The sequence below is a fragment of the Streptomyces sp. NPDC088817 genome (assembly GCF_044750345.1).
Classification (GTDB): Bacteria; Actinomycetota; Actinomycetes; order Streptomycetales; family Streptomycetaceae; genus Streptomyces.
This window is the reverse complement of sequence record NZ_JBIVJN010000001.1, coordinates 752,786-776,412: the sequence shown is the minus strand read 5'-3', so window position 1 is coordinate 776,412 and position 23,627 is coordinate 752,786. Positions and strand designations below refer to the sequence as shown.

Below are 23,627 nucleotides of genomic sequence, written 5' to 3'. Positions count from 1 at the left end.
GGACAATGGAAGGCATGCCTTCCGCACTTCCCGATGGTGAGCCCGTTCCCGACGACGGCGCGCTGCCCGCGCAGGCCCTTGCCGGAGCAGGCGAGCGGGCCCTCGGGTTCTATCTGCACGTCCCCTACTGCGCGACCCGCTGCGGGTACTGCGACTTCAACACCTACACCGCCACCGAGCTGCGCGGCACCGGCGGGGTGCTCGCCTCGCGGGACAACTACGCCGGGACGCTGACCGACGAGGTGCGCCTCGCCCGCAAGGTGCTCGGCGACGACCCGCGCGAGGTCCGCACGGTCTTCGTCGGCGGCGGCACGCCCACGCTGCTGCCCGCCGAGGACCTGGTGCGGATGCTGGGGGCGATCCGCGACGAGTTCGGTCTCGCGGCCGACGCGGAGATCACGACGGAGGCCAACCCGGAGTCGGTCGACCCGGCCTACCTGGCCGCGCTCCGCGAGGGCGGCTTCAACCGGATCTCCTTCGGCATGCAGAGCGCCCGGCAGCACGTGCTGAGGATCCTCGACCGTACCCACACGCCCGGCCGCCCCGAGGCCTGTGTGGCCGAGGCCCGCGCCGCCGGCTTCGAGCACGTCAACCTCGACCTGATCTACGGCACCCCCGGTGAGTCCGACGACGACTGGCGGGCCTCGCTCGACGCGGCCCTCGGCGCCGGCCCCGACCACGTCTCGGCGTACGCCCTGATCGTGGAGGAGGGTACGCAGCTCGCCCGCCGGATCCGGCGCGGGGAGATCCCGATGACGGACGACGACGTGCACGCCGACCGCTATCTGATCGCCGAGGAGACCCTGTCCGCGGCGGGCTTCGAGTGGTACGAGGTGTCCAACTGGGCCACCTCGGAGGCCGGCCGCTGCCTGCACAACGAGCTGTACTGGCGCGGCGCCGACTGGTGGGGCGCGGGACCCGGCGCGCACAGCCACGTCGGGGGCGTGCGCTGGTGGAACGTGAAGCATCCGGGCGCGTACGCGGCGGCCCTCGCGGCAGGCCGCTCCCCGGGCGCAGGGCGGGAACTCCTCACCGAGGAGGACCGCCGGGTGGAGCGCGTCCTGCTGGAGCTGCGGCTGCGCGAGGGCGTCCCGCTGGACCTGCTGCGCCCGGACGGCCTGGCCGCGTCCCGGCGCGCGCTGTCCGACGGGCTGCTCCAGGAGGAGCCGTACGAGGCGGGGCGGGCCGTGCTCACCCTGCGGGGCCGGCTGCTGGCGGACGCGGTGGTGCGGGACCTGGTGGACTGAGGCACCAGAAGCAGCCGGTCGGTCCGCGGAGACGCGGCGTCCGGCCCGGCTACTCGGGCTGGACGGTGACGAAATCGATCAGCTGCTCGACCCGGCCCAGCAGCTCAGGTTGGAGGTCCTTGTAGGACCGCACATGGGACAGGATCCGCTGCCAGGCCGCGCCCGTGTTCTCCGGCCAGCCCAGGGCGCGGCACACGCCCGTCTTCCAGTCCTGGCCGCGGGGGACGCGGGGCCAGGACCCGATCCCGAGCGAGGAGGGCTTCACGGCCTCCCAGACGTCGATGTACGGATGACCGACCACCAGCGCGTGCTCGCTGGTCACCGACTCGGCGATGCGCCACTCCTTGCTGCCGGGCACCAGATGGTCCACGAGGACGCCGAGACGGGCGTCCGGGCCGGGCGCGAACGCCTCGACGATCGACGGCAGGTCGTCGACGCCCTCCAGGTACTCCACGACCACGCCCTCGACGCGAAGGTCGTCGCCCCACACCTTCTCGACCAGTTCGGCGTCGTGCCGGCCCTCGACGTAGATGCGCCCGGCGCGGGCCACACGCGCGCGTGCCTCGGGCACGGCGACCGAACCGGACGCCGTACGGGTGGGCCGTACCGGACCGGACGACGGCTTCACCAGGGTGACCGCCCGTCCCTCCAGCAGGAACCCGCCGGACGCGAGCGGGAACACCCGGTGCCTGCCGAAGCGGTCCTCCAGCGTCACCGTGCCCGCCTCGCAGCGGATCACCGCCCCGCAGAACCCGGTCCCGGGCTCCTCCACCACCAGACCCGGCTCGGCGGGAACCTCCGGCACGGTCCGCGGCTTCTTCCACGAGGGAGTGAGGTCGGGCGAATACTGGCGCATTCGAGTGACGATAGGGACGGGCCCGTGTCCCCTCAGCGCGACACGCCGAAGCGCGTGGCCAGGGCGTCCCGCTGGGCGCGGACGAAGTCGGCGTCCACCACCGCTCCGTGACCGGGGACGTACAGCGCGTCCTCGCCGCCCAGTGCCAGCAGCCGGTCGAGCGCGGCGGGCCACCGGGACGGCACGGCGTCCGGGCCAGCCTGGGGTTCGCCGGACTCCTCGACCAGGTCCCCGCAGAACACCACGGCCGGGTCGCCCGGCACCACCACCACGAGGTCGTGCGTGGAGTGCGCCGCGCCCATGTTCGCCAGCAGCACCTCCCGCCCGCCGCCGAGCCGGAGGGTGAGCCGGTCGCGGACCTCGCGGCCGGGCCGTACCAGGGCGTCCGCCGCCTCTTCGGCCGCCCTGGCGTCCAGTCCCTGGCGCACCGCGTCCCCGCGCAGCTCCGCGCGCTCACCGCTGTCACCGAACAACGCGTCCGCGCCCTCGGCGGCGAAGATCTCCGCGCCGTCGAACTCCGCGGCCCCGAAGACATGGTCGAAGTGGGGGTGGGTGAGCGCGAGATGTGTCACATCACCGCCGGCGTGCGCCCGCGCCCACACACGCAACCGCGCGCCCTCCGCGCGACTCGAACCCGCGTCGACCATCAGCGCGGCGCCCTCCCCGACGACCAGGCCGGTCGTGCAGTCCCATCCGGGCAGGCGGCACCGCCCCACCCCGTCCGCCAGCCGTTCCCATCCCAGTTCCTCGAGAGCTTCGTCCCGAGGGGTTTCCCGCGCATCCGTCATGGGGCGACGCTAACGGTGACGTCCGCGGGGTACGACATCCCGGCCGATCCCGGGTGATCCCGGCCCCGACCTCGCACGCAGTCGCGGCCCGGCCTTGCCGGGGGCGTACCCGGCGGCCGTACACTGGGCCGGGTAGAGCTGGCACTCCTATGCGCAGAGTGCCAGGCGGGTGGCCGAGGAACGACCCTGGAGGTGTGCGCGATGCTCAGCGAGCGGCGGCTTCAGGTCCTGCGCGCCATCGTCCAGGACTACGTCGGCACCGAGGAGCCGGTGGGTTCCAAGGCCCTCACCGAGCGGCACAGCCTGGGCGTCTCTCCGGCCACGGTCCGCAACGACATGGCGGCCCTGGAGGACGAGGGCTTCATCGCCCAGCCGCACACCAGCGCCGGCCGCATCCCCACCGACAAGGGCTACCGCCTGTTCGTCGACAAGCTCGCCGAGGTCAAGCCGATGACCGCGCCCGAGCGGCGCGCCATCCACCACTTCCTCGACGGCGCCGTCGACCTCGACGACGTGGTGGCCCGCACGGTGCGGCTGCTCGCGCAGCTGACCCGGCAGGTCGCCGTGGTGCAGTATCCGTCGCTGACCCGTTCGACCGTGCGGCACGTGGAGCTGCTGTCCCTCGCGCCGGCGCGCGTGATGCTCGTGCTGATCACGGACACCGGCCGGGTCGAGCAGCGGATGGTCGACTGCCCGGTGCCCTTCGGGGAGACCTCCCTGGCCGATCTGAGGGCACGGCTGAACAGCCGGGTCGCGGGCCGCCGCTTCACGGACGTCCCCCAGCTCGTGGAGGACCTGCCCGACGCCTTCGACGTCGAGGACCGGGGTACGGTCTCGACCGTGCTGTCCACTCTGCTGGAGACGCTCGTCGAGGAGAACGAGGAGCGGCTGGTCATCGGCGGCACCGCCAACCTCACCCGCTTCCCGCACGACTTCCCGCTCACCATCCGGCCCGTTCTGGAGGCGCTGGAGGAGCAGGTCGTGCTGCTGAGGCTGCTCGGTGAGACGCAGAATCCGGGCATGACCGTGCGCATCGGTCACGAGAACGCCCACGAAGGACTCAACTCCACGTCCATCGTGTCGGTCGGCTACGGTTCGGGCGGCGAGGCAGTGGCCAAGCTCGGCGTGGTCGGACCGACCCGCATGGATTACCCGGGAACGATGGGAGCGGTACGCGCAGTGGCACGGTACGTCGGACAGATCCTGGCGGAGTCGTAGGTGGCCACGGACTACTACGCCGTTCTCGGCGTGCGCCGTGACGCGTCGCAGGAAGAGATCAAGAAGGCCTTCCGGCGGCTCGCACGCGAGCTGCACCCGGACGTCAACCCGGATCCGAAGACCCAGGAGCGGTTCAAGGAGATCAACGCCGCCTACGAGGTGCTCTCCGACCCGCAGAAGAAGCAGGTCTACGATCTCGGCGGCGACCCCCTCTCGCAGTCCGGCGGAGCCGGTGCGAGCGGCTTCGGGGCCGGTGGTTCCTTCGGGAACTTCTCCGACATCATGGACGCCTTCTTCGGCACGGCGTCGCAGCGCGGACCGCGCTCGCGCACGCGCCGGGGCCAGGACGCGATGATCCGGCTCGAGGTCGAGCTGGACGAGGCGGCCTTCGGCACCACGAAGGACATCCAGGTCGACACGGCCGTCGTCTGCAACACGTGCAGCGGCGAGGGCGCGGCCCCGGGCACCACGGCGCAGACGTGTGACATGTGCCGCGGCCGGGGCGAGGTCTCGCAGGTCACCCGGTCCTTCCTGGGCCAGGTCATGACCTCGCGTCCGTGCCCCCAGTGCCAGGGCTTCGGCACGGTGGTGCCCACCCCGTGCCCGGAGTGCGCCGGCGACGGCCGTATCCGCGCCCGCCGCACCCTGACGGTGAAGATCCCGGCCGGTGTCGACAACGGCACGCGCATCCAGCTCGCGGGCGAGGGCGAGGTCGGCCCCGGCGGCGGTCCGGCCGGCGACCTGTACGTCGAGATCCACGAGCTGCCGCACTCGACGTTCCAGCGGCGCGGCGACGACCTGCACTGCACGGTCACCATCCCGATGACCGCGGCGGCCCTCGGCACCAAGGTGCCGCTGGAGACCCTGGACGGCCTGGAGGAGGTCGACATCCGCCCGGGCACGCAGTCCGGCCAGTCGATCCCGCTGCACGGCCGGGGCGTCACGCATCTGCGCGGCGGCGGCCGGGGCGACCTCATCGTCCACGTCGAGGTCCAGACCCCGACCAAGCTCGACCCCGAGCAGGAGCGCCTGCTGCGCGAACTGTCCAAACTGCGTGGCGAGGAACGCCCCCTGGGGCAGTTCCAACCGGGGCAGCAGGGCCTGTTCTCGCGGTTGAAGGACGCCTTCAACGGTCGCTGACGCGGGCTGGGCCGGCCGGGGGTCCGGGGGTTGTCCCCCGGGCAGGCACAGCCAGCGGTCGCTGACGCGAAACCGGGGGCGGAAGGGGGATTCCTCCGGCATATGCCGGAGGTCGCCCCGATTCGGACTCGTCCGGAGGACGTGACAACATGCCGTCATGTCCTCCGCACTGACCGATCTCTTCCCGCACCCGATCGTGCAGGCGCCGATGGCGGGCGGTCCCGCGGTGCCGCAGCTCGCCGCGGCGGTGTCCGACGCCGGCGGGCTGGGATTCCTCGCGGCCGGATACAAGACCGCCGACGGCATGTACCAGGAGATCAAGCAGCTTCGCGGACTGACCGGCCGCCCCTTCGGCGTCAACGTGTTCATGCCGCAGCCGGAGAGCGCCGAGACCGGCGCCGTCGACCTCTACGCCCACCAGCTCGCCGGCGAGCCCGGCTGGTACGAGACCGAACTCGGCGACCCGGAGTCCGGACGCGACGACGGCTACGACGCCAAGCTCGCCGTGCTCCTGGAGGACCCGGTACCGGTGGTCTCCTTCCACTTCGGCGTGCCCGCCCGCGAGGTCGTGGACTCCCTGCACCGGGTCGGCACCTTCGTCCTCGCCACCGCCACCACCACCGAGGAGGCGCTCGCCGTGGACCGCTCGGGCGCGGACGCGGTGATCGCCCAGGGCGTGGAGGCCGGCGGCCACCAGGGCACCCACCGCGACCTGCCGGAGCAGGACGGCGCCGGGATCGGCGTGCTCTCGCTCGTCGCGCAGATCCGTGAGACGGTCGCCCTGCCGATCATCGCCACGGGCGGCATCATGCGCGGCAGCCAGATCGCCGCCGTGCTCGCGGCGGGCGCCACTGCCGCCCAGCTCGGCACGGCCTTCCTCGTCACTCCCGAGTCGGGCGCGCACGAGCTGCACAAGGAGGCCCTCACCGACCCGGTGTTCCCGCGTACGGAGCTGACCCGGGCGTTCTCCGGGCGGCCCGCCCGCGGGCTGGTCAACCGCTTCATGCGGGAGCACGGCCCGTACGCGCCCGCCGCCTACCCGGAGGTCCACCACCTCACCGCCCCGCTGCGCAAGGCGGCCGCCAAGGCGAAGGACGCGCAGGGCATGGCACTGTGGGCGGGCCAGGGCCACCGGATGGCCCGCGAACTGCCCGCCGGACAGCTCGTGGAGGTCCTGCTCGCCGAACTCGACGCGGCCCGCGCGGCGTTGGCGGCCGGCCCGGCGGCAGGAGATGACGCGCGATGACCGCGCCGGTGTTCGTCGTCGACGAACTGAAGCTGATCGGAACGGAGTTCGTGCTGGAGGGCCCCGAGGGACGGCACGCGGTCTCGGTCAAGCGGCTGCGGCCGGGCGAGGACGTGGTGCTCACCGACGGCCGAGGGCGCTGGACCGAGGGCGTGGTCAAGGCGGCCGAGGGCAAGGACCGGCTGGTGATAGCGGACTTGGCGGCCCTCGTCGAGGAACCGCCGGAGTCCCCCCGTATCACCGTCGTCCAGGCGCTGCCCAAGGGCGACCGCGGTGAACTCGCCGTGGAGACCATGACCGAGGTCGGCGTGGACGCGATCGTGCCGTGGTCCGCCTCCCGCTGCATCACGCAGTGGAAGGGCGACCGGGGTCTGAAGGCGCTCGGCAAATGGCGTGCCACCGCCCGCGAGGCCGGCAAGCAGTCCCGCCGGGTGCGCTTCCCGGAGGTCGCGGACGCGGCGACGACCAAACAGGTTGCCGCACTTCTGGCCGGAGCCGACTTCGCCGCCGTGCTCCACGAGAGCGGCGAGGAACGCCTGGCCACCGCCGAACTCCCCGCCCAGGGCGAGATCGTGCTGGTCGTCGGCCCCGAAGGCGGCGTGTCCCCCGAGGAGCTGGCGCAGTTCCGGGACGCGGGCGCGAAGCCGTACGTGCTCGGGCCCACCGTGCTGCGCACCTCGACCGCCGGCACGGCGGCGACCGCCCTGCTGCTGGGCCGTACCGGCCGCTGGTCCTGATCAGCCGCTTGTCCCGACGGCCGGGCTCACCCCGAGGCCGGCGGGACGAGCGCGGGCGCGCGCGGCGCGCGCGTGGCCGTATGCGCTCTACCGTCCCGGGCGCGGCGGTGGCAGGCTGCCGTACATGGGGGCATTGAGACGGATTCGGCACCTGCCGCACGGGCGGCGGGTGAGGGCCGTGACGGTGCTCGCGGTGGTCGCCGCGGGCGGCGCCGTCGCATGCGATCCCGGCGGGCTCACCGCGGGCTCGGCGGCGTACACGACCGACAGGACGGCGACGGCGGAACTGAACCGGCGGCACGCTTCCGTGAGTTGGCTCAGCTGTACGGGCAGGGAGGGCGACGGCGGCCGGACCCGCGCCGCGGGGAGTCCGGCGCCTTCGGCGTCCGAGACCACCGTGGTCTCCGTGGACTGCAAGGGTGAGACGAAGGACGGCCGGCGGATCACCGTCACCGGGAAGGTCACCCGGGCCGTCGACGGCGCCTGCGTACGCGGGGACCTGACCGCCGAGGTGGGCGGCAAGCAGTTGTTCCACGTGCACGGCCTCGGCGACTGCGACGCCACCCCCGGACCCACGTACCGGCCGCCCGTCACCTACCGGCCCACCCAGGGGCAGCCGCAGCCGGGGGTCACGGTGACCGTCACACGTACGATCTGGTGCCAGGGCGATCCCACCTGCTGGCCCGTCCGGGGCAAGTGACAGCGCACCGCCGCCGGTTCGGTTCGCGCGCGGGGAGGCCGTTCGCCCCCTGTCCGTGGCCGCCGCCCCTGCGTAGGGTGATCACGTGACTCAGCCCACATCGTCGCCCGCGTCCGTGTCGTCCGCGTTCTCCGCCTCCTCCGCGTATCTCCGGTTCCCGTACCCGCGGGGCGAGTTGGTCGCCTTCACCGCCGAGGACGACGTGTGGCTCGCGCCGCTGGACGGCGGCAGGGCCTGGCGGGTCAGCGCGGACAACGTGCCGGTGAACCACCCCCGCATCTCGCCCGACGGCGCCTTCGTCGCCTGGACCTCGACCCGCGACGGCGCACCCGAGGCGCACATCGCCCCGGTCGACGGCGGCCCCGCCAGACGCCTGACGTACTGGGGGAGCACGAGGACCCAGGTGCGCGGCTGGACCCCGGACGGCGAGGTCCTCGCGCTCAGCACCCAGGGCCAGGCCAGCCTGCGCCGCACCTGGGCACGCGCCGTCCCGCTCGACGGCGGACCGGCCACCACCCTGCCGTACGGGCCCGTCGGCGACGTCGCCCACGGGCCTCATACCGTGCTGCTGTCCGCGCCGATGGGCCGCGAGGCGGCCTGGTGGAAGCGGTACCGGGGCGGCGCGGCGGGCAAGCTGTGGATCGACCGTGACGACACGGGGGAGTTCGTCCGGCTGCACGAGGACCTGGACGGCAACCTCGAATACCCGCTGTGGGTGGGGGAGAGGATCGCGTTCCTCTCCGACCACGAGGGCACCGGCGCGCTGTACTCCTCCCTCGCCGACGGCTCCGACCTGCGCAGGCACACCCCCCTGGACAGGTTCTACGCGCGACACGCGGCCACGGACGGCACCCGGGTCGTCTACTCCAGCGCCGGTGAACTGTGGCTCCTCGACGACCTGGACGGCGCCGAGCCGCGCCGCATCGACGTCCGGCTCGGCGGGCCGCGCGTGGACCTCCAGCCCTACCCGCTCAACGCCTCCCACTGGTTCGGCTCGGCCTCCCCCGACCACACCGCGCGCGGCAGCGCGGTCGCCGTGCGCGGCGCCGTCCACTGGGTCACCCACCGCTCCGGTCCCGCCCGCGCACTCGCCGCCGAGCCCGGCGTACGCAGCCGGCTGCCGCGCACCTTCCGCGCCGAGGGCGAGGAGTGGGTGGTGTGGGTGACGGACGCCGAGGGCGAAGACGCCCTGGAGTTCGCGCCCGCCACCGGACTCGCGCCCGGTGCTACCCCTCGCCGGCTGGGCGCCGGGCAGCTCGGCCGCGTCCTGGAACTCGCCACCGCCCCCGACGGCAGCCGCGTCGCCGTCGCCTCCCACGACGGCCGGCTGCTGCTCGTCGAACGCGAGAGCGGCGAGGTGCGCGAGGTCGACCGCAGCGAGCACGGGGACGTGTGCGACCTCGCCTTCTCCCCCGACTCCGCCTGGCTGGCCTGGTCGCACCCCGGCCCGCGCCCCCTCAGCCAGCTCCGCCTCGCCAACACCACCGACCTGTCGGTCACCGACGCGACCCCGCTGCGCTTCCGGGACCACGCGCCCGCGTTCACCCTCGACGGCAAGCACCTCGCCTTCCTCTCCCACCGCTCCTTCGACCCGGTCTACGACGAGCACGTCTTCGACCTGGCGTTCGTCGAGAGCTCCCGCCCGCACCTGATCACGCTCGCCGCGGCGACCCCCTCGCCGTTCGGCCCGCAGCGGCACGGCCGGCCCTTCGAGACGGCCGACAAGGAGGAGACCCCGGACAGCGAGGGCGTCCCGGCGACCCGGATCGACCTGGAGGGCCTGGCCGACCGCATCGTGCCGTTCCCGGTCGAGGCCGCCCGCTACTCCGACCTGCGCGCCGCCAGGGACGGCGTGCTCTGGCTCAGGCACCCGGTGCGCGGAGTCCTCGGTGTCTCGCGCGCCACGCCCGACGACCCCGACCCGAAGACCGAGCTGGAGCGCTACGACCTCCTCCAGCAGCGCATCGAGCACCTCGCCGCCGACGCCGACCACTTCGCGGTCAGCGGCGACGGCAAGCGGGTCCTGCTGTGGACGGACGGCAAGCTGAAGGTCGTGCCAAGCGACCGGCGCGCCTCCGGCGACGAGGACAGCGACTCCAACATCACCGTCGACCTCGGCCGGGTCCGGCAGACCGTCGACCCGGCCGCCGAGTGGCGGCAGATGTACGAGGAGACCGGCCGCGTCATGCGGGACCACTTCTGGCGGCCGGACATGGGCGGCGTCGACTGGGACGGCGTCCTCGACCGCTACCGGCCCGTCCTGGACCGGATCGCCACCCACGACGACCTCGTCGACCTGCTGTGGGAGGTGCACGGCGAGCTGGGCACCTCCCACGCCTACGTCATACCGGCCGGCGGCTACGGGCACGGCGCCCGGCAGGGGCTGCTCGGCGCGGACATCTCCCGGCACGAGGACGGCGGTTGGCGCATCGACCGGATCCTGCCCTCGGAGACCTCCGACCCGCACGCGCGCAGCCCGCTCTCCGCGCCCGGCGTCGCGGTGCGCGCCGGGGACGCGATCGTCGCGGTCGGCGGCCGGCCGGTCGACCCGGTGGCCGGACCCGGTCCGCTGCTGGTCGGCACGGCGGACAAGCCGGTCGAGCTGACCGTCCTGCCGGCCGGCGGGGGTGACCCGCGGCACGCGGTCGTGGTGCCCGTCGCCGACGAGGAGCCCCTGCGGTACCACGCGTGGGTGGCCGACCGCCGGGCCCATGTCCACGAGCGGTCCGGCGGCCGCCTCGGCTATCTGCACGTACCGGACATGCAGGCCCTCGGCTGGGCGCAGATCCACCGCGACCTGCGCGTGGAGGTGGCCCGCGAGGGACTCGTCGTCGACGTCCGCGAGAACCGCGGCGGCCACACCTCCCAGCTCGTGGTGGAGAAGCTGGCCCGGCGGATCGTCGGCTGGGACCTGCCGCGCGGCATGCTGCCGGAGAGCTACCCGCAGGACGCGCCCCGCGGCCCGGTCGTCGCCGTCGCCAACGAGTTCTCCGGCTCCGACGGCGACATCGTCAACGCGGCGATCAAGGCGCTCGGCATCGGACCGGTCGTCGGCACCCGCACCTGGGGCGGCGTGATCGGCATCGACAGCCGCTACCGCCTGGTGGACGGCACACTGATCACCCAGCCCAAGTACGCCTTCTGGCTGGAGGGTCAGGGGTGGGGCGTGGAGAACTACGGCGTCGACCCGGACATCGAGGTGGCGCAGCGCCCGCAGGACCACGCGGCGGCCCTCGACGCCCCCCTCGACGAGGCGATCCGCCTCGCCCTCGAAGCGCTCCAGGAGACGCCCGCGAAGACCCCGCCGTCCCTGCCGTGACCGTCCGGGGGCGGCGGCCCCCGGACCCGGACGGATCCGCGTGGCCTGGATACCATGCCCGTACTCGATCAACCCGGCGTGAGGAGCACCGCATGGCAGGGGAACCCCAGGACGACTGCCTGTTCTGCAAGATCGTCGCGGGGCACGTCCCGGCCACGATCGTCCGTGAGACGGAGACGACCATCGCCTTCCGCGACATCAACCCCCAGGCGCCCACCCATGTCCTGGTGATCCCCAAGGCGCACTACAAGGACGCCGCGGCCCTCGCCGCCGGGGCCCCCGCCCTCGCCGCGGACGTCCTGCGCGAGACGCAGACGATCGCCGACGAGGACAAGCTGGACAGCTACCGCATCGTGTTCAACACCGGTTCCGGCGCGGGCCAGACCGTCTGGCACGCGCACGCCCATGTCCTGGGCGGCCGCGGTCTCCAGTGGCCCCCCGGGTAGGCCGTCGTGTCCGTACGTGAACTGGTCGTCCTCGGCACCGCCAGCCAGGTGCCCACCCGGCACCGCAACCACAACGGCTATCTGCTGCGCTGGGACGGCGAGGGCATCCTGTTCGACCCCGGCGAGGGCACCCAGCGCCAGATGCTGCGCGCCGGGGTCGCGGCGCACGACCTGAACCGGATCTGCGTCACCCACTTCCACGGCGACCACAGCCTCGGCCTGGCCGGGGTGATCCAGCGGATCAACCTCGACCGGGTGCCGCACGAGATCACCGCCCACTACCCGCGTTCGGGCAAGCGCTTCTTCGACCGTCTGCGCTACGCCACCGCCTACCGCGAGACGGTCGGGCTCACCGAGGTCCCGGTCGACGCCGACGGCGTCCTCGCGACGACCCCGGCGTACACCTTCGAGGCCCGCCGGCTCTCCCACCCGGTGGAGTCCTTCGGCTACCGGCTGATCGAGCCGGACGGGCGCCGCATCCTGCCCGAGCGGCTCGCCGCGCACGGGATCAAGGGCCCGGACGTGGGCCGCATCCAGCGCGAGGGCTCGCTGGACGGGGTCCCGCTGGAAGCCGTCAGCGAGGTGCGGCGCGGACAGCGGTTCGCGTTCGTCATGGACACCCGGCTGTGCGAGGGCGTGCACGCGCTCGCCGAGGGCTGCGACCTGCTGGTCATCGAGTCGACCTTCCTCGACGATGACGAGGCGCTGGCCGTCGAGCACGGCCATCTGACGGCTGGTCAGGCGGCGCGGGTGGCGCGGGACGCAGGTGTGCGGCATCTGGTCCTCACCCACTTCAGCCAGCGGTACACCGGGCCCGAGGAGTTCGAGCGGCAGGCGCGGGCGGCCGGGTTCGAGGGCGAGCTGACCGTGGCGCACGACCTGCTCAGAGTGCCGGTCCCGAAGCGCCGCTGACCAGGGACGTACGATGTTCCGATGCCTCTGCCGAAAGCCGAACTGCATCTGCACATCGAAGGCACCCTGGAGCCGGAGCTCGCGTTCGAGCTGGCCGCCCGGAACGGCGTCGAACTGTCGTACGCGGACACCGAAGCGCTCCGCGAGGCCTACCGGTTCGAGGACCTCCAGTCCTTCCTGAACCTGTACTACGAGCTCATGGCCGTCCTGCGCACCGAGCGGGACTTCGAGGACCTGGCCGACGCCTATCTCGCGCGCGCCGCCGCGCAGGGCGTGCGGCACGCGGAGATCTTCTTCGACCCGCAGGCCCACCTCGCCCGCGGTGTCGGCATGGGCACGGTCGTCGAGGGACTGTGGCGGGCGCTGGGCGGCAGTGAGGAGCGGCACGGCGTCTCGACCGGGTTGATCATGTGCTTCCTGCGCGACGAGTCCGCCGAGTCGGCCTTGGAGACCCTCGACGCCGCCAAGCCGTACCTCGACCGGATCACCGGGGTCGGCCTCGACTCGGCCGAGGCGGGCCACCCGCCGGCGAAGTTCCGCGAGGTGTACGAGGCCGCCGCCGCCCTCGGGCTGCGGCGCGTGGCGCACGCCGGCGAGGAGGGCCCGCCGGAGTACATCACGCAGGCGCTCGACGTGCTCGGCGTCGAGCGCGTCGACCACGGGCTGCGCTGCATGGAGGACCCGGAGCTGGTCGCCCGCCTGGTGCGCGACCGGATCCCGCTGACCGTGTGCCCCCTGTCGAACGTCCGCCTCCGCGCGGTCGACACGCTGGCCGACCATCCGCTGCCCGCCATGCTGGACGCCGGCCTGCTGTGCACGCTCAACTCCGACGACCCGGCCTACTTCGGCGGCTACGTCGGCGACAACTTCCACGCCGTGCGCGACACCCTGGCCCTGGGCAAGGACCGGCTGCGCCAACTGGCCCGCAACTCCTTCCTCGCCTCCTTCCTGGAACACGACGAGGAACGCCGCCGCCGGTACCTCGCCGAGGTCAAGGCGTACGAGTTCCCGTAGCCGCCGCTCGCCAACGACCCGTCCCCGCACGCCCGTTGACGGGGGAAGTTCGCGTTTCTAAACTCCGTTCCCATACGTGGATGGCGTCTATGCGGGGAGATGGCCAGGGTGAGTCCGGAGACGAACACCGCGGATCCGTCCGATGTGGTGCGCAGACTGCGGGACGGGATGGCACGCGGCGTGCTGTCCTTCCCGCTGACGGCGTTCCACGACGACGGCTCGCTCGACCCCGACGGCTGCCGCGCCTATCTGGCCGCCCAGCTCGCCACCGCGCCCGGCGCCCTCTTCCCGGCCTGCGGCACCGGCGAGTTCTTCTCCCTGGACGAGGACGAGTACCGCCGGGTCGTCTCGATCGCCGTCGAGGAGGCGGCGGGCCGGGTGCCCGTGGTGGCGGGCACCGGCTACGGCTGGGCGCAGGCCGCGCGGTTCGCGCGCATCGCCGAGGAGGCCGGCGCCGACGCGCTCCTCGTCCTGCCGCACTACCTCGTCGCCGCCCCGCAGGACGGACTGGCCGCCCAGCTCGAACAGCTCGCCGCCCGCACCCGGCTGCCGCTCATCGCCTACCAGCGCGGACCGGTCGCGTACGGCCTGGAGGCCTTCCGGCGCATCGCGCGGATCCCCTCGGTCATCGGCCTCAAGGACGGCCGCTGCGACCTCGACGCCCTCCAGCGGCTCACCCTCGCCGCCCCCGAGGGCTTCCTGTTCTTCAACGGCGCCCCCACCGCCGAGATGCAGGCCCGCGCCTACGCCACCGTCGGCGTGGCCGCCTACTCCTCCGCCGTGCACGCCTTCGCCCCGGAGATCGCGAACGCCTTCCTCGCCGCGCTGCGGTCCGGCGACGGCGGCTGCGCGGACAAGCTGCTGCGCGACTTCTACGTCCCCTTCGTCGAACTGCGCGACCGGGTGCCCGGATACTCCGTGTCCCTGGTGAAGGCGGCCGCCCGGCTGCGCGGCCGTCCCGTCGGACCCGTGAGGGCCCCGCTCACCGACCCCTCGCCCGTCGACCTGGCCGACCTGCGGGAACTGCTCTCCGCGGGACTCGACATGGTGGGAGCCGCCCTGTGACCGGCGACCTGACCGTCACCGAGGTACGGCTGACCCCGATCCTGGTCGCCGACCCGCCGCTGCTGAACACCCAGGGCGTCCACCAGCCGTACACACCCCGCCTGATCGTGGAAGTGGTGACGGCCGACGGCATCACCGGATACGGCGAGACCTACGGCGACACCAAGTACCTGGAGCTGGCCCGCCCGCTCGCCGACCGGCTGACGGGACGCCGGATAACGGACCTGAACGGCCTGTTCGCCCTCGATGTCGCCGTGGACGCCTCCCGGGTGGAGAACGCCGTCGACGTCGGAGGGCTGCGCGGCGTCCAGACCGCCGACAAACTGCGCCTGTCCGTCCTGTCCGGCTTGGAGGTCGCCTGCCTGGACGCCCTCGGCAAGGCGCTCGGCCTGCCGGTGCACGCGCTGCTCGGCGGCAAGGTGCGCGACTCCGTCGAGTACAGCGCCTACCTCTTCTACAAATGGGCCGGGCACCCGGAGGGCGTCGCCTGCGAGAAGGACGACTGGGGTGCCGCGCTCGACCCGGCGGGGGTGGTGGAGCAGGCGCGCGAGTTCACCGAACGCCACGGCTTCACCTCCTTCAAGCTCAAGGGCGGCGTCTTCCCGCCCGAGGAGGAGATCGCCGCCGTACGGGCCCTGGCGGAGGCCTTCCCGGGGCATCCGCTGCGCCTTGACCCCAACGGGGCCTGGTCGGTGGAGACCTCCGTGGAGGTGGCCCGGCAGCTCGGGGACGTCCTGGAGTACCTGGAGGACCCCGCCCTCGGCACACCCGCCATGGCCGAGGTGGCCGCCCGGACCGGTGTGCCGCTGGCCACCAACATGTGCGTGACGACCTTCGCCGAGATCAAGGAGGCGTTCACCTCGAACGCGGTGCAGGTGCTGCTCTCCGACCACCACTACTGGGGCGGCCTGCGCAACACCCAGCAGCTCGCGGCCCTGTGCGCCGCCTTCGGCGTCGGCGTGTCCATGCACTCCAACACCCACCTGGGGATCAGCCTCGCCGCGATGACCCACGTGGCGTCCACCGTGCCCGGCCTCCACCACGCCTGCGACACCCACTACCCCTGGCAGTCGGAGGACGTCCTGACCGAGCGGCTCACCTTCGACGGCGGCCGGGTCGCCGTCCCCGACGGCCCCGGTCTCGGCGTCGAACTCGACCGGGACAGGCTGGCCTTCCTGCACCGCCGCTGGACCGAGGACGACGGCCGGCTGCGGGACCGGGACGACGCGGCGGCCATGCGCGTCGCCGAACCGGGATGGGTCACCCCGCCGACCCCCCGCTGGTAGGCGCGTCGGCGCTCCCCGGCGCGAGCGCCGACGTGTCGTCGGCGCTCTGGTGCACACTGGCCGGACCAGCACCACGTCAGGGAGCGCACCGTGACCGCGTCCAACACGTCCGCCGGGATCTCCGCCGGAACGGGACCGGAGTACCCGGAGGACCGGGACGGCCCGGAAGACCGGAACGGCCGGGAGTACATCGTCGGGGCGCCGCACGCCCACGTCGATCACCCGGTCGACCCGCTGGCCGGACTGCGCTCGGCGGACGACCCGCCCTGGGACGTGTACCTCACTGGCACCGTCTTCCTCGACATCGTCTTCACCGGACTCGGCTCCGCCCCGGTGCGCGGGACCGAGTCCTGGGCGCGCGGGATGGGGTCGAGCCCCGGCGGGGTCGCCAACATGGCGACCGCGCTGGCCCGCCTGGGACTGCGGACGTCCCTGGCGGCGGCCTTCGGCGACGACCACTACGGCGACTACTGCTGGGACGCGCTGGAACAGGGCGAGGGCATCGACCTGTCCCCGTCGGGCACCGTGCCCGGCTGGCACTCGCCGGTCACCGTCTCGATGGCGTACGAGGGTGAGCGCACCATGGTCTCGCACGGCCACGAGCCGCCCCCGGAGGCCGTGTTCCTCCAGGAGGGCGCCCCGGCGTGCCGGCCCCGCGCGCGGGCCGCGGTCTCCTCCCTGACGCCGGGCCGGCGCTCCCCGTGGATCGCCCAGGCCGCGGCCGAGGGCACGCGCATCTTCGGGGACGTCGGCTGGGACGACACCGGCGCCTGGGACCTGGCGGGTCTGCCCGACCTGGAGCACTGCGAGGCGTTCCTGCCCAACGCCGAGGAGGCGATGCGCTACACGGGCACCGCCTGTCCGCGCGCCGCCGCGCACGCGCTCACCGCGTACGTGCCGCTCGCGGTGGTCACCCTCGGCTCCGAGGGCGCCTACGCGGTCGACCGGCGCACGGGGGAGAGCGCCGAGGTGCCCGCCATCGCGGTGGAGGCCCTGGACCCGACCGGCGCGGGTGACGTCTTCGTGGCCGGCTTCGTCACCGGCACCCTGGCCGGCTGGCCGCTGGCCGACCGGCTCGCCTTCGCCGGCCTCACCGCCGCCCTGTCCGTGCAGGAGTTCGGCGGCTCCCTGTCGGCCCCCGGCTGGTCCGAGATCGCCGCCTGGTGGCGCCGGGTGCAGTCGGTCGAGGGCCAGGACCCGGCGGCCCTGCGACGGTACGCGTTCCTGGAGTCCCTGATCCCCGAGGCCGGCGTCGAGCCCTGGCCCCGCCGCCGAGCCGTACCAACAATCGGCTTCCGCAGGCCGGCGTGAACGACGTGACCGGCCTGCCCCGTCTGCTCGGCCTGGTGGCCTGACGGCGTGACGGCCCCAGTGGCCTGGCGGTCTGGCCGGTGCGGTCGTGGGCCGGGTCGGCCGTGGGCCGGGCCGACCGCGGACCAGGTCGGCCGTGGGCCGCGCCGATCGTGGCTTGGCCGGGAAGGTCGTTGACAGGGGTCGTCCGTCGCCCGATCATCGGCGCGACCGAGCACGGTGAGGCGAGCAGCCTCCAGCCTCCTGACTCCCGCCGTCGAAGGGCACGCGTCGTGCGCAGACCATCCCGCAGCCCCGTGGTGCTCCTCGCCGTCCTCGGCCTTGTCCTCGCGCTGCCCGTCGCGTTGACCGCGCCGGAACCGGCCCGGGCGCGAACGCTGACCGCGACTGCCACCGACCGGCACGTGCCCCGGTTCACCCACTCCGCGGACCGGCTCACCCTGACCGTACCGGCGGACCGCACCACCCCCGGTTACGCATTACGGGTGATGAGGAATCAACTCGCCTTGACGATCACCCGTTCGGGCGGCACGGTGCTGGCCACCGCGGGCGGCGACACCGGAGCACTGCGCTTCCGGACCGCCGGCACATGGCAGCACGCCACCCGCGTCACCGACTGGACCTGGAAGAACGGCACGCTCACCTTCACCGCCGCCACGACGGCGCCCGGCGCCACCGTACGGGCCCACGTCACCCCGTCCGCCGACCGCTACCGGCTCGACTGGCAGGTCGTCGGCGCCGCCCCCGAACGCCTCGGCCTCGCCTACGACTTGTCCTCCGCCGGCCACTGGTACGGCCACGGCGAGACCCGGACCCCGCACGGAGGTCCCGCCACCGACCAGCCCTGGCCGCTCGACAGCGGCCAGGTCGCCGACCCGGCCTTCGGGCCCGCCTCCTACTACATGGTCGACCCGTTCTGGTACACGTCCTCCGCGACCGGACTGCACGTGGACACCGGGCACGTCATGAACGTGGCGATCAACGAGGACGACGACGGCCTCGGCCGTTTCGACATCGAGTCCGCGGACCCCTACCGGGCCACGGTCTTCGTCGAGTCCACGCCGCTGGAGGTCTACCGCGACTACGTCGGCGTCGTGGGCAAGCCGGACAAGAGCGACGCCACCCCGCGGCAGTACGCCGAGCCGGTGTGGAACTCCTGGGCGCAGTTCTACACCCACGTCGACCAGGCGCGGCTCCTCGGCTACGCCCAGGACCTGCACGACCACGGGATCACCGGGCACACGCTCCAGCTCGACGACAAGTGGGAGTCCGACTACGGGAACATGACCTTCGACCCGAAGGCCTACCCGGACCCCGGGGCGATGTCCCGCCGGATCCACGGCCTCGGCTTCGACTTCGGCCTCTGGGTGACGTTGTGGATCAACCTGGACTCCGACCAGTACCGGTACGCCGCCGACCACGGCTATCTGCTGGGCGCCGCCACCGATCCCGCCGAGCCGTGCCGGGTCACCTGGTGGAACGGCACGGCCGGGATCGTCGACCTCGCCAATCCGAAGGCCAGGGCCTGGTACGAGGGCCGGCTCCGCGGCCTGATGAGCGCCTACGGCGTCGACGGGCTGAAGTTCGACACGCGCTTCTTCGACGAGCGGTGCGTTCCACGGGCCGGCCACCAGCCCACCGACTACCAGCGCCTCGGAGCGCGGCTCGCCGACGAGTTCGACCTCCAGGGCGTCGGTATCCGCGTCCACTGGGACACCACCGCGCACCGGGCCGGGTTCGTCACCCGCCAACTGGACAAGGGCACCGGCTGGAACTCGCTGCGGGCCGCCGTGACGCAGAACCTCGCCATCTCCACCATCGGCTACCCCTTCGTCACCACCGACATGATCGGCGGCTCCAGCGGCCGGCCCGCCCCCACCGGTCAGGTCCTGGTCCGCTGGGCCCAGGCCGCGTCGCTGATGCCGCTCATGTACGCCTCCACGTCACCCGTCGACACCGTCGATGTGACGACCGGCCGGAAGGTGGTGTACGACGCGCGGACCGCGGGCCTCTACCGCGAGGCCATCGCCCGTCACGGCCGCCTCGCCCCGTACATCCGCGACCAGGTCCGGCACACGCTGCGCACCGGCGACCCGATCATGCGCCCGCTCTTCTTCGACTTCCCGCACGACGAGCGGGCGTACACGATCACCGACGAGTGGATGCTGGGCCCCGCGATCCTGGCGGCCCCCCAACTGACCGACGCCCCCAGCCGCCCGGTTCACCTGCCCCCGGGCACCTGGTACGACGTGACCCACGCCCGCACCCTCAAGGGCCCCCGCACCCTCCCGGCCTACACGACCCCCCTGAACACAACCCCGATCTTCATCAACCTGAACGCAAAGGACGCGAAGAGTGCCCTGAAGGCCCTGAGCTGACGGCGACGGCCCGGGACGACTGAAGCCGGGGGCGCAGGGGGCGAAGCCCCAGGTGGGGAGCCCCAGTTACGGAGGCTCTCAGAAGCCGAGGCGGCGCAGTTGCTTCGGATCCCGCTGCCAGTCCTTCGCGACCTTCACATGAAGGTCGAGAAACACCGGCGTCCCCAGCAACGCCTCAATGTGCTTGCGCGACTTGATCCCGACCTCCTTCAACCGCTTCCCCTTGGGCCCGATGATGATGCCCTTCTGGCTCGGCCGCTCGATGAACACGTTGGCGTGGATGTCGAGCAGCGGCCTGTCCTCCGGCCGGTCCTCACGGGGCAGCATCTCCTCCACCACCACCGCGATGGAGTGCGGAAGTTCGTCCCGCACACCCTCCAGCGCCGCCTCCCGGATCAGCTCGGCCACCATGACCTGCTCGGGCTCGTCCGTGAGGTCGCCCTCGGGGTAGAGCGCGGGCCCCTCGGGCAGCAGCGGGACGAGCAGGTCGGCCAGCAGGTCCACCTGCTTGTTCGCCGTCGCCGACACCGGCACGATCTCCGCCCAGGTGATCCCCAGTTCCTCGCCGAGCCGGTCGATCGCGATCAGCTGTTCGGCGAGCGCCTTGGAGTCCACCAGGTCTGTCTTCGTGACGATCGCGACCTTGGGCGTCTTCTTGATCCCGGCCAGTTCCTTGGCGATGAACCGGTCACCGGGGCCGATCCTCTGGTCGGCCGGCAGGCAGAAGCCGATCACGTCGACCTCGGCCCAGGTGGCCCGTACGACGTCGTTCAGCCGTTCTCCCAGCAGGGTGCGCGGCTTGTGGAGCCCCGGGGTGTCCACCAGGATCAGCTGCGCCTCCGGGCGGTGGACGATGCCCCGCACGGTGTGCCGCGTGGTCTGCGGCCGGTTCGAGGTGATCGCCACCTTCTGCCCGACCAGAGCGTTCGTGAGGGTGGACTTGCCCGCGTTGGGGCGGCCCACGAAGCAGGCGAAGCCGGCCCGGTGGGAAGCCGCGACGGACTGCTCGGATGACTGGTTGCGAACGCTCATGGCGCCCATTGTCCCTGATCGACAAGCCCTGTCTGTACCACGGTGGCGCGGGCCGCCCCGGCCGGAGCCCCGGCCGGGGCGGCCCGTACTCACTCGGCGAGGCCCAGCCGGGCACGGTCCCGCTGCTGGTCGATGAAGAGCATCGACAGGACGCCCACGGCCAGCAGCAGCACGGCGGTGAGCACGAAGGCGTGGGTGAAGCCCAGCGCGCTCGTCGCCGCCGAGCCGACCAGGAATCCGGTGATGGCGGGTGCGAACAGGCCGCCGGTGCTGAGCAGGGCGTTGGTCACCTGCAGCACGGCGCCGCGCTGGCCGACCGTGGTCATCTCGGCCGCGACCAGGTAGGTCACCGCGAACAGGGCCGGAGCGGTGCCGAATCCGAAGGTGAAGGCGACGATGCGCACGGTGTCGTCCGGGACGAGGGCGCCGAGGAGCAGGGTGAGACCGCTGAAGAGGGTGGCGGAGGAGAGGACGACCCCGCGCGAGACCCGGGTCCGGACACCGCGGCCGTCGAGGACCTGGGTGATCCAGCTGAGCCCGACCGTGGCGACGGTGCCCCAGAGCGCGGGGAACACGATCATCGATCCGGCCTGCTGGGTGCCGTACCCCATGACCTTCTCGTAGTACGTGGGCAGCCACGACGTGGCCAGGGCGAAGGTCCAGTAGCCGAGGAAGGAGCAGAGCACGGCGAGGAGCCACGACGGGGTGAGGAAGGAACGCCGGTACTTCACGGGCTGCGCGACGGGCGCGGTGCGATCCGGTGCGACGGGCGCCGTCCCCTCGATCTCCTGCTCGGCCCGCTCCGAGGTGTAGGGACCCTCCTTCCCCAGTACGAGCCACAGCGCCGCCCACACCACGCCGATGAACGCGAGGAAGACGAAGGTCGCCTGCCAGCCGAAGTCGGCCGCGATCCAGGAGAGCACGGGCGCGAAGCAGACGATGCCGAGCGTCACGCCGGAGGCGGCGAGGGCCGCGGGCGTGGCCCCCTTCTTCTTCGGGAACCACTGGTAGACGGCGTGCATCATCATCGGGGCCAGCGGGCCCTCGCCGGCGCCCAGCAGGACCCGGCTGAACCACAGCGCGGGCAGTGACGCGAAGACGAAGACCGGTACCTGGGCGAAGGCCCAGATCAGGCACAGGGCCAGCAGGATCCACTTCGACTTCACACGGTTGGCGATCGGTGCGGCGACCAGCTGGGCGACACCGAACAGGAAGAACACGGCGCTGCCGAGCAGACCGAACTGCTCGGGGGTGATGTGCAGATCCCGCATCACCGGTACGGCGACGATGCCGAGGATGGCCTTGTCCGCCCAGCTGATCATCATCAGGACCAGCAGCAGGACGGCCGTCAGCCAGCCGTAGGAGGTGCGCTTCCTGGGGGTCCAGTGGCGGGGATCCGCGGGGTCCGTGACCGGTGGGACCGACGGCGGCGTGGCGAGGTGTTGCGTCATGGAAGCCTCCGGAGCGGAGACGGTCGCGAACGGACCGCTGGGAGCGAAGAGGGAGGGGCGGAACCGCCGGCGGGCTGCCGACGGCTCCTGGAAACGCATGACCCGTGCCCGTCGGCGGGCGCGGGGGCGCTGCGGGACGCGTGAGGCCGGAGCCTTGTCGCGGCCGGACGGGAAGGGCGAGGCCGCGCGGCCGGGAGAGGGCCGGACGGGGCGGGAAGGCCGGCCGGCCGGAAGGCCGGACGGGAGGGAGAAGGGGGTGGCGCGGCGGTCAGGACCGCGGCGTGACCCGGACGGGCAGAGAGGCGAATCCGCGCAGGACGTTGTGGGTCAGCGGGACCGGCTCGCCGGTGAGTTCGATCGTGTCGACGCGGGCGGCGAGGGCTTTGAGTACGAGCTCGATCTCGAGCCGGGCGATGGGCTGCCCGACACACTGGTGCAGTCCCATACCGAACGCGACGTGGCCGGACGCCTGCCGGTCCAGGTCGTACGAGTCGGCGTTCGCGCCCCACTTGCGCGGGTCGCGGTTGGCGGCGCCGATGAAGAGCAGCACCTTGGCGCCCGCCGGGATGTGGACGCCGCCCAGCACGCCGGGGGCTGTGGTCGTCCGGTGGAACTTCTGGAACGGGGACTCCAGGCGCAGCGCCTCGTCCACGGCGAACTTGGCGAGGGAGGGATCCTCGCGCAGTGCCGCCCAGGCGCCGGGCGTGCGGGCCAGGCAGGCGAGGGTGTTGCCGATCCCGAAGACCGTGGTGTCGACGCCCGCGGACAGCAGGGCCCGCACCAGCAGGGCGGCCTGCTCGGCGGTGATCAGGCCGTCCCGCACACGGTCCCAGACGCGTGCGCCGAAGCCGGTGTCGTCGAGGTTCTCCCGGGCGCAGTTGCGCAGGATCGCGGCGCTGTGCTCGTCGGCGTGCGCGAAGGCCAGGTCGAAGATCTCGTTCTGCGGGCCGAACGCGTTGAAGACCATGTTGCCGTAGGGCAGCAGGTTCTCCCGGCCCTCCTGGGGGATGCCGACCGCGTCGGGGAAGACCCGCAGCGGGTACTTCTCCGCCAGGTCCTTGACCACGTCGAACTCGCGGCGGGCGACGAGTTCCTCGGCGATCTCCTCGGCCGGTCCGGTGAAACGTTCCCGCAGTGGCCGTACCGTCGCCGGGTTGATGACGCCGGTCAGCGCGCGCCGCATGACCGTGTGGATCGGCGGGTCGGACTCCAGGATGCTCGGCGGGCGCCACCCCGCGTCCTCGCGGATGTCGCGCGGGCCGAGACCGCCGGAGGAGCAGTACGTCTCGAAGTCGGTGAGGACCTCGTAGACCTCCTCGAAGCCGGCGACGGCGTACGCGCCGCACTTCTCCAGCCAGGTCACGGGGCCGGCCTCGCGCAGCCGGGTCAGCATCGGGTAGGGGTCCGCGATGTTCGCCGGGGAGAAGGGGTCGTCCGGGAGCGTGACGACGCCCTCGGCGGGTGCGATGGTCATGAAGGGA

The 23,627-nt window shown here is 72.8% G+C and carries 19 protein-coding genes; 14 read left to right on the top strand and 5 right to left on the bottom strand.

Translation table 11 applies throughout. The annotated features are described in order from the left end of the window. Nucleotides 1-14: 14 nt before the first annotated feature. Nucleotides 15-1,247 carry a radical SAM family heme chaperone HemW gene (gene hemW, locus ACIP4X_RS03595; RefSeq protein ID WP_391453089.1) on the top strand — a complete coding sequence of 411 codons (1,233 nt, stop codon included), beginning with the start codon at nucleotides 15-17 and terminating at the stop codon, nucleotides 1,245-1,247. Between the two features lie 49 nt (nucleotides 1,248-1,296). On the opposite strand, the gene ACIP4X_RS03590 is transcribed toward hemW, so the two are convergent. After that, a complete protein-coding gene (locus ACIP4X_RS03590; protein ID WP_358729397.1) occupies nucleotides 1,297-2,103 on the bottom strand; it encodes a DUF3097 domain-containing protein in 807 nt (268 codons plus the stop codon). A 32-nt stretch (nucleotides 2,104-2,135) separates the two neighbouring features. Further along, on the bottom strand, nucleotides 2,136-2,891 hold the full coding sequence (locus ACIP4X_RS03585; RefSeq protein WP_358729398.1) for an MBL fold metallo-hydrolase: 756 nt from the start codon (nucleotides 2,889-2,891) through the stop codon (nucleotides 2,136-2,138). A 201-nt stretch (nucleotides 2,892-3,092) separates the two neighbouring features. On the opposite strand from ACIP4X_RS03585, the gene hrcA reads away from it, so the two are divergent. The 13 genes from hrcA (at nucleotide 3,093) to ACIP4X_RS03520 (ending at nucleotide 19,663) form a co-directional block, all read left to right on the top strand. After that, complete coding sequence (gene hrcA / locus ACIP4X_RS03580) at nucleotides 3,093-4,109, top strand: heat-inducible transcriptional repressor HrcA (RefSeq protein ID WP_358729399.1); 1,017 nt, start codon at nucleotides 3,093-3,095, stop codon at nucleotides 4,107-4,109. Next, complete coding sequence (gene dnaJ, locus ACIP4X_RS03575) at nucleotides 4,110-5,249, top strand: molecular chaperone DnaJ (protein ID WP_358729400.1); 1,140 nt, start codon at nucleotides 4,110-4,112, stop codon at nucleotides 5,247-5,249. Between the two features lie 157 nt (nucleotides 5,250-5,406). After that, a complete protein-coding gene (locus ACIP4X_RS03570; protein WP_401346416.1) occupies nucleotides 5,407-6,495 on the top strand; it encodes a nitronate monooxygenase in 1,089 nt (362 codons plus the stop codon). After that, the gene (locus tag ACIP4X_RS03565; RefSeq protein WP_358729402.1) at nucleotides 6,492-7,232 is read left to right on the top strand and encodes a 16S rRNA (uracil(1498)-N(3))-methyltransferase; all 741 of its coding nucleotides are present in this window, start codon (nucleotides 6,492-6,494) and stop codon (nucleotides 7,230-7,232) included. Before ACIP4X_RS03570 ends, ACIP4X_RS03565 begins: the two co-directional genes overlap by 4 nt. A 124-nt stretch (nucleotides 7,233-7,356) precedes the next feature. After that, entirely contained in the window at nucleotides 7,357-7,932 is a 576-nt protein-coding gene (locus tag ACIP4X_RS03560) for a hypothetical protein (RefSeq protein ID WP_391453095.1), read from the top strand. Nucleotides 7,933-8,047: 115 nt separating this feature from the next. After that, the gene (locus tag ACIP4X_RS03555) at nucleotides 8,048-11,251 is read left to right on the top strand and encodes a S41 family peptidase (RefSeq protein WP_401346447.1); all 3,204 of its coding nucleotides are present in this window, start codon (nucleotides 8,048-8,050) and stop codon (nucleotides 11,249-11,251) included. Nucleotides 11,252-11,343: 92 nt separating this feature from the next. Then, on the top strand, nucleotides 11,344-11,697 hold the full coding sequence (locus tag ACIP4X_RS03550) for a histidine triad nucleotide-binding protein (protein ID WP_358729404.1): 354 nt from the start codon (nucleotides 11,344-11,346) through the stop codon (nucleotides 11,695-11,697). A gap of 6 nt (nucleotides 11,698-11,703) precedes the next feature. Beyond that, nucleotides 11,704-12,609 carry a ribonuclease Z gene (locus tag ACIP4X_RS03545; protein WP_391453097.1) on the top strand — a complete coding sequence of 302 codons (906 nt, stop codon included), beginning with the start codon at nucleotides 11,704-11,706 and terminating at the stop codon, nucleotides 12,607-12,609. Between the two features lie 21 nt (nucleotides 12,610-12,630). Then, nucleotides 12,631-13,623: an adenosine deaminase gene (locus tag ACIP4X_RS03540; protein WP_391453099.1), complete on the top strand. Its 993-nt coding sequence runs from the start codon at nucleotides 12,631-12,633 to the stop codon at nucleotides 13,621-13,623. A gap of 99 nt (nucleotides 13,624-13,722) precedes the next feature. Next, a complete protein-coding gene (locus ACIP4X_RS03535; protein WP_401346410.1) occupies nucleotides 13,723-14,688 on the top strand; it encodes a 5-dehydro-4-deoxyglucarate dehydratase in 966 nt (321 codons plus the stop codon). Then, on the top strand, nucleotides 14,685-15,974 hold the full coding sequence (locus ACIP4X_RS03530) for a glucarate dehydratase family protein (protein ID WP_358729408.1): 1,290 nt from the start codon (nucleotides 14,685-14,687) through the stop codon (nucleotides 15,972-15,974). The genes ACIP4X_RS03535 and ACIP4X_RS03530 overlap by 4 nt, the downstream gene beginning before the upstream one ends. A 189-nt stretch (nucleotides 15,975-16,163) precedes the next feature. Further along, nucleotides 16,164-17,285 (top strand): PfkB family carbohydrate kinase, encoded by a 1,122-nt coding sequence (locus ACIP4X_RS03525; protein ID WP_358729665.1) that lies wholly within the window; start codon nucleotides 16,164-16,166, stop codon nucleotides 17,283-17,285. A gap of 272 nt (nucleotides 17,286-17,557) precedes the next feature. Further along, nucleotides 17,558-19,663, top strand: coding sequence for a TIM-barrel domain-containing protein (locus tag ACIP4X_RS03520; protein ID WP_391453101.1), 2,106 nt, complete (start codon nucleotides 17,558-17,560; stop codon nucleotides 19,661-19,663). Nucleotides 19,664-19,741: 78 nt separating this feature from the next. On the opposite strand, the gene era is transcribed toward ACIP4X_RS03520, so the two are convergent. From era to ACIP4X_RS03505, 3 genes are all read right to left on the bottom strand, one after another. Continuing rightward, nucleotides 19,742-20,695, bottom strand: coding sequence for a GTPase Era (era, locus tag ACIP4X_RS03515; protein WP_358729409.1), 954 nt, complete (start codon nucleotides 20,693-20,695; stop codon nucleotides 19,742-19,744). Between the two features lie 89 nt (nucleotides 20,696-20,784). Beyond that, nucleotides 20,785-22,146: an MFS transporter gene (locus tag ACIP4X_RS03510; RefSeq protein WP_358729410.1), complete on the bottom strand. Its 1,362-nt coding sequence runs from the start codon at nucleotides 22,144-22,146 to the stop codon at nucleotides 20,785-20,787. Nucleotides 22,147-22,414: 268 nt separating this feature from the next. Beyond that, nucleotides 22,415-23,620 carry a cytochrome P450 gene (locus ACIP4X_RS03505; protein ID WP_358729411.1) on the bottom strand — a complete coding sequence of 402 codons (1,206 nt, stop codon included), beginning with the start codon at nucleotides 23,618-23,620 and terminating at the stop codon, nucleotides 22,415-22,417. Nucleotides 23,621-23,627 lie beyond the last annotated feature (7 nt).

Excerpts from the sequence above, each read along its gene's own strand:
- ACIP4X_RS03585 (WP_358729398.1), bottom strand. The coding sequence starts at position 2,891 with ATGACGGATGCGCGGGAAACCCCTCGGGACGAAGCTCTCGAGGAACTG.
- ACIP4X_RS03590 (WP_358729397.1), bottom strand. The coding sequence starts at position 2,103 with ATGCGCCAGTATTCGCCCGACCTCACTCCCTCGTGGAAGAAGCCGCGG.
- ACIP4X_RS03505 (WP_358729411.1), bottom strand. The coding sequence starts at position 23,620 with ATGACCATCGCACCCGCCGAGGGCGTCGTCACGCTCCCGGACGACCCC.
- ACIP4X_RS03535 (WP_401346410.1), top strand. The coding sequence starts at position 13,723 with ATGGCCAGGGTGAGTCCGGAGACGAACACCGCGGATCCGTCCGATGTG.
- ACIP4X_RS03540 (WP_391453099.1), top strand. The coding sequence starts at position 12,631 with ATGCCTCTGCCGAAAGCCGAACTGCATCTGCACATCGAAGGCACCCTG.
- ACIP4X_RS03570 (WP_401346416.1), top strand. The coding sequence starts at position 5,407 with ATGTCCTCCGCACTGACCGATCTCTTCCCGCACCCGATCGTGCAGGCG.
- ACIP4X_RS03550 (WP_358729404.1), top strand. The coding sequence starts at position 11,344 with ATGGCAGGGGAACCCCAGGACGACTGCCTGTTCTGCAAGATCGTCGCG.
- hemW (WP_391453089.1), top strand. The coding sequence starts at position 15 with ATGCCTTCCGCACTTCCCGATGGTGAGCCCGTTCCCGACGACGGCGCG.
- ACIP4X_RS03510 (WP_358729410.1), bottom strand. The coding sequence starts at position 22,146 with ATGACGCAACACCTCGCCACGCCGCCGTCGGTCCCACCGGTCACGGAC.
- ACIP4X_RS03565 (WP_358729402.1), top strand. The coding sequence starts at position 6,492 with ATGACCGCGCCGGTGTTCGTCGTCGACGAACTGAAGCTGATCGGAACG.
- era (WP_358729409.1), bottom strand. The coding sequence starts at position 20,695 with ATGAGCGTTCGCAACCAGTCATCCGAGCAGTCCGTCGCGGCTTCCCAC.
- ACIP4X_RS03560 (WP_391453095.1), top strand. The coding sequence starts at position 7,357 with ATGGGGGCATTGAGACGGATTCGGCACCTGCCGCACGGGCGGCGGGTG.
- hrcA (WP_358729399.1), top strand. The coding sequence starts at position 3,093 with ATGCTCAGCGAGCGGCGGCTTCAGGTCCTGCGCGCCATCGTCCAGGAC.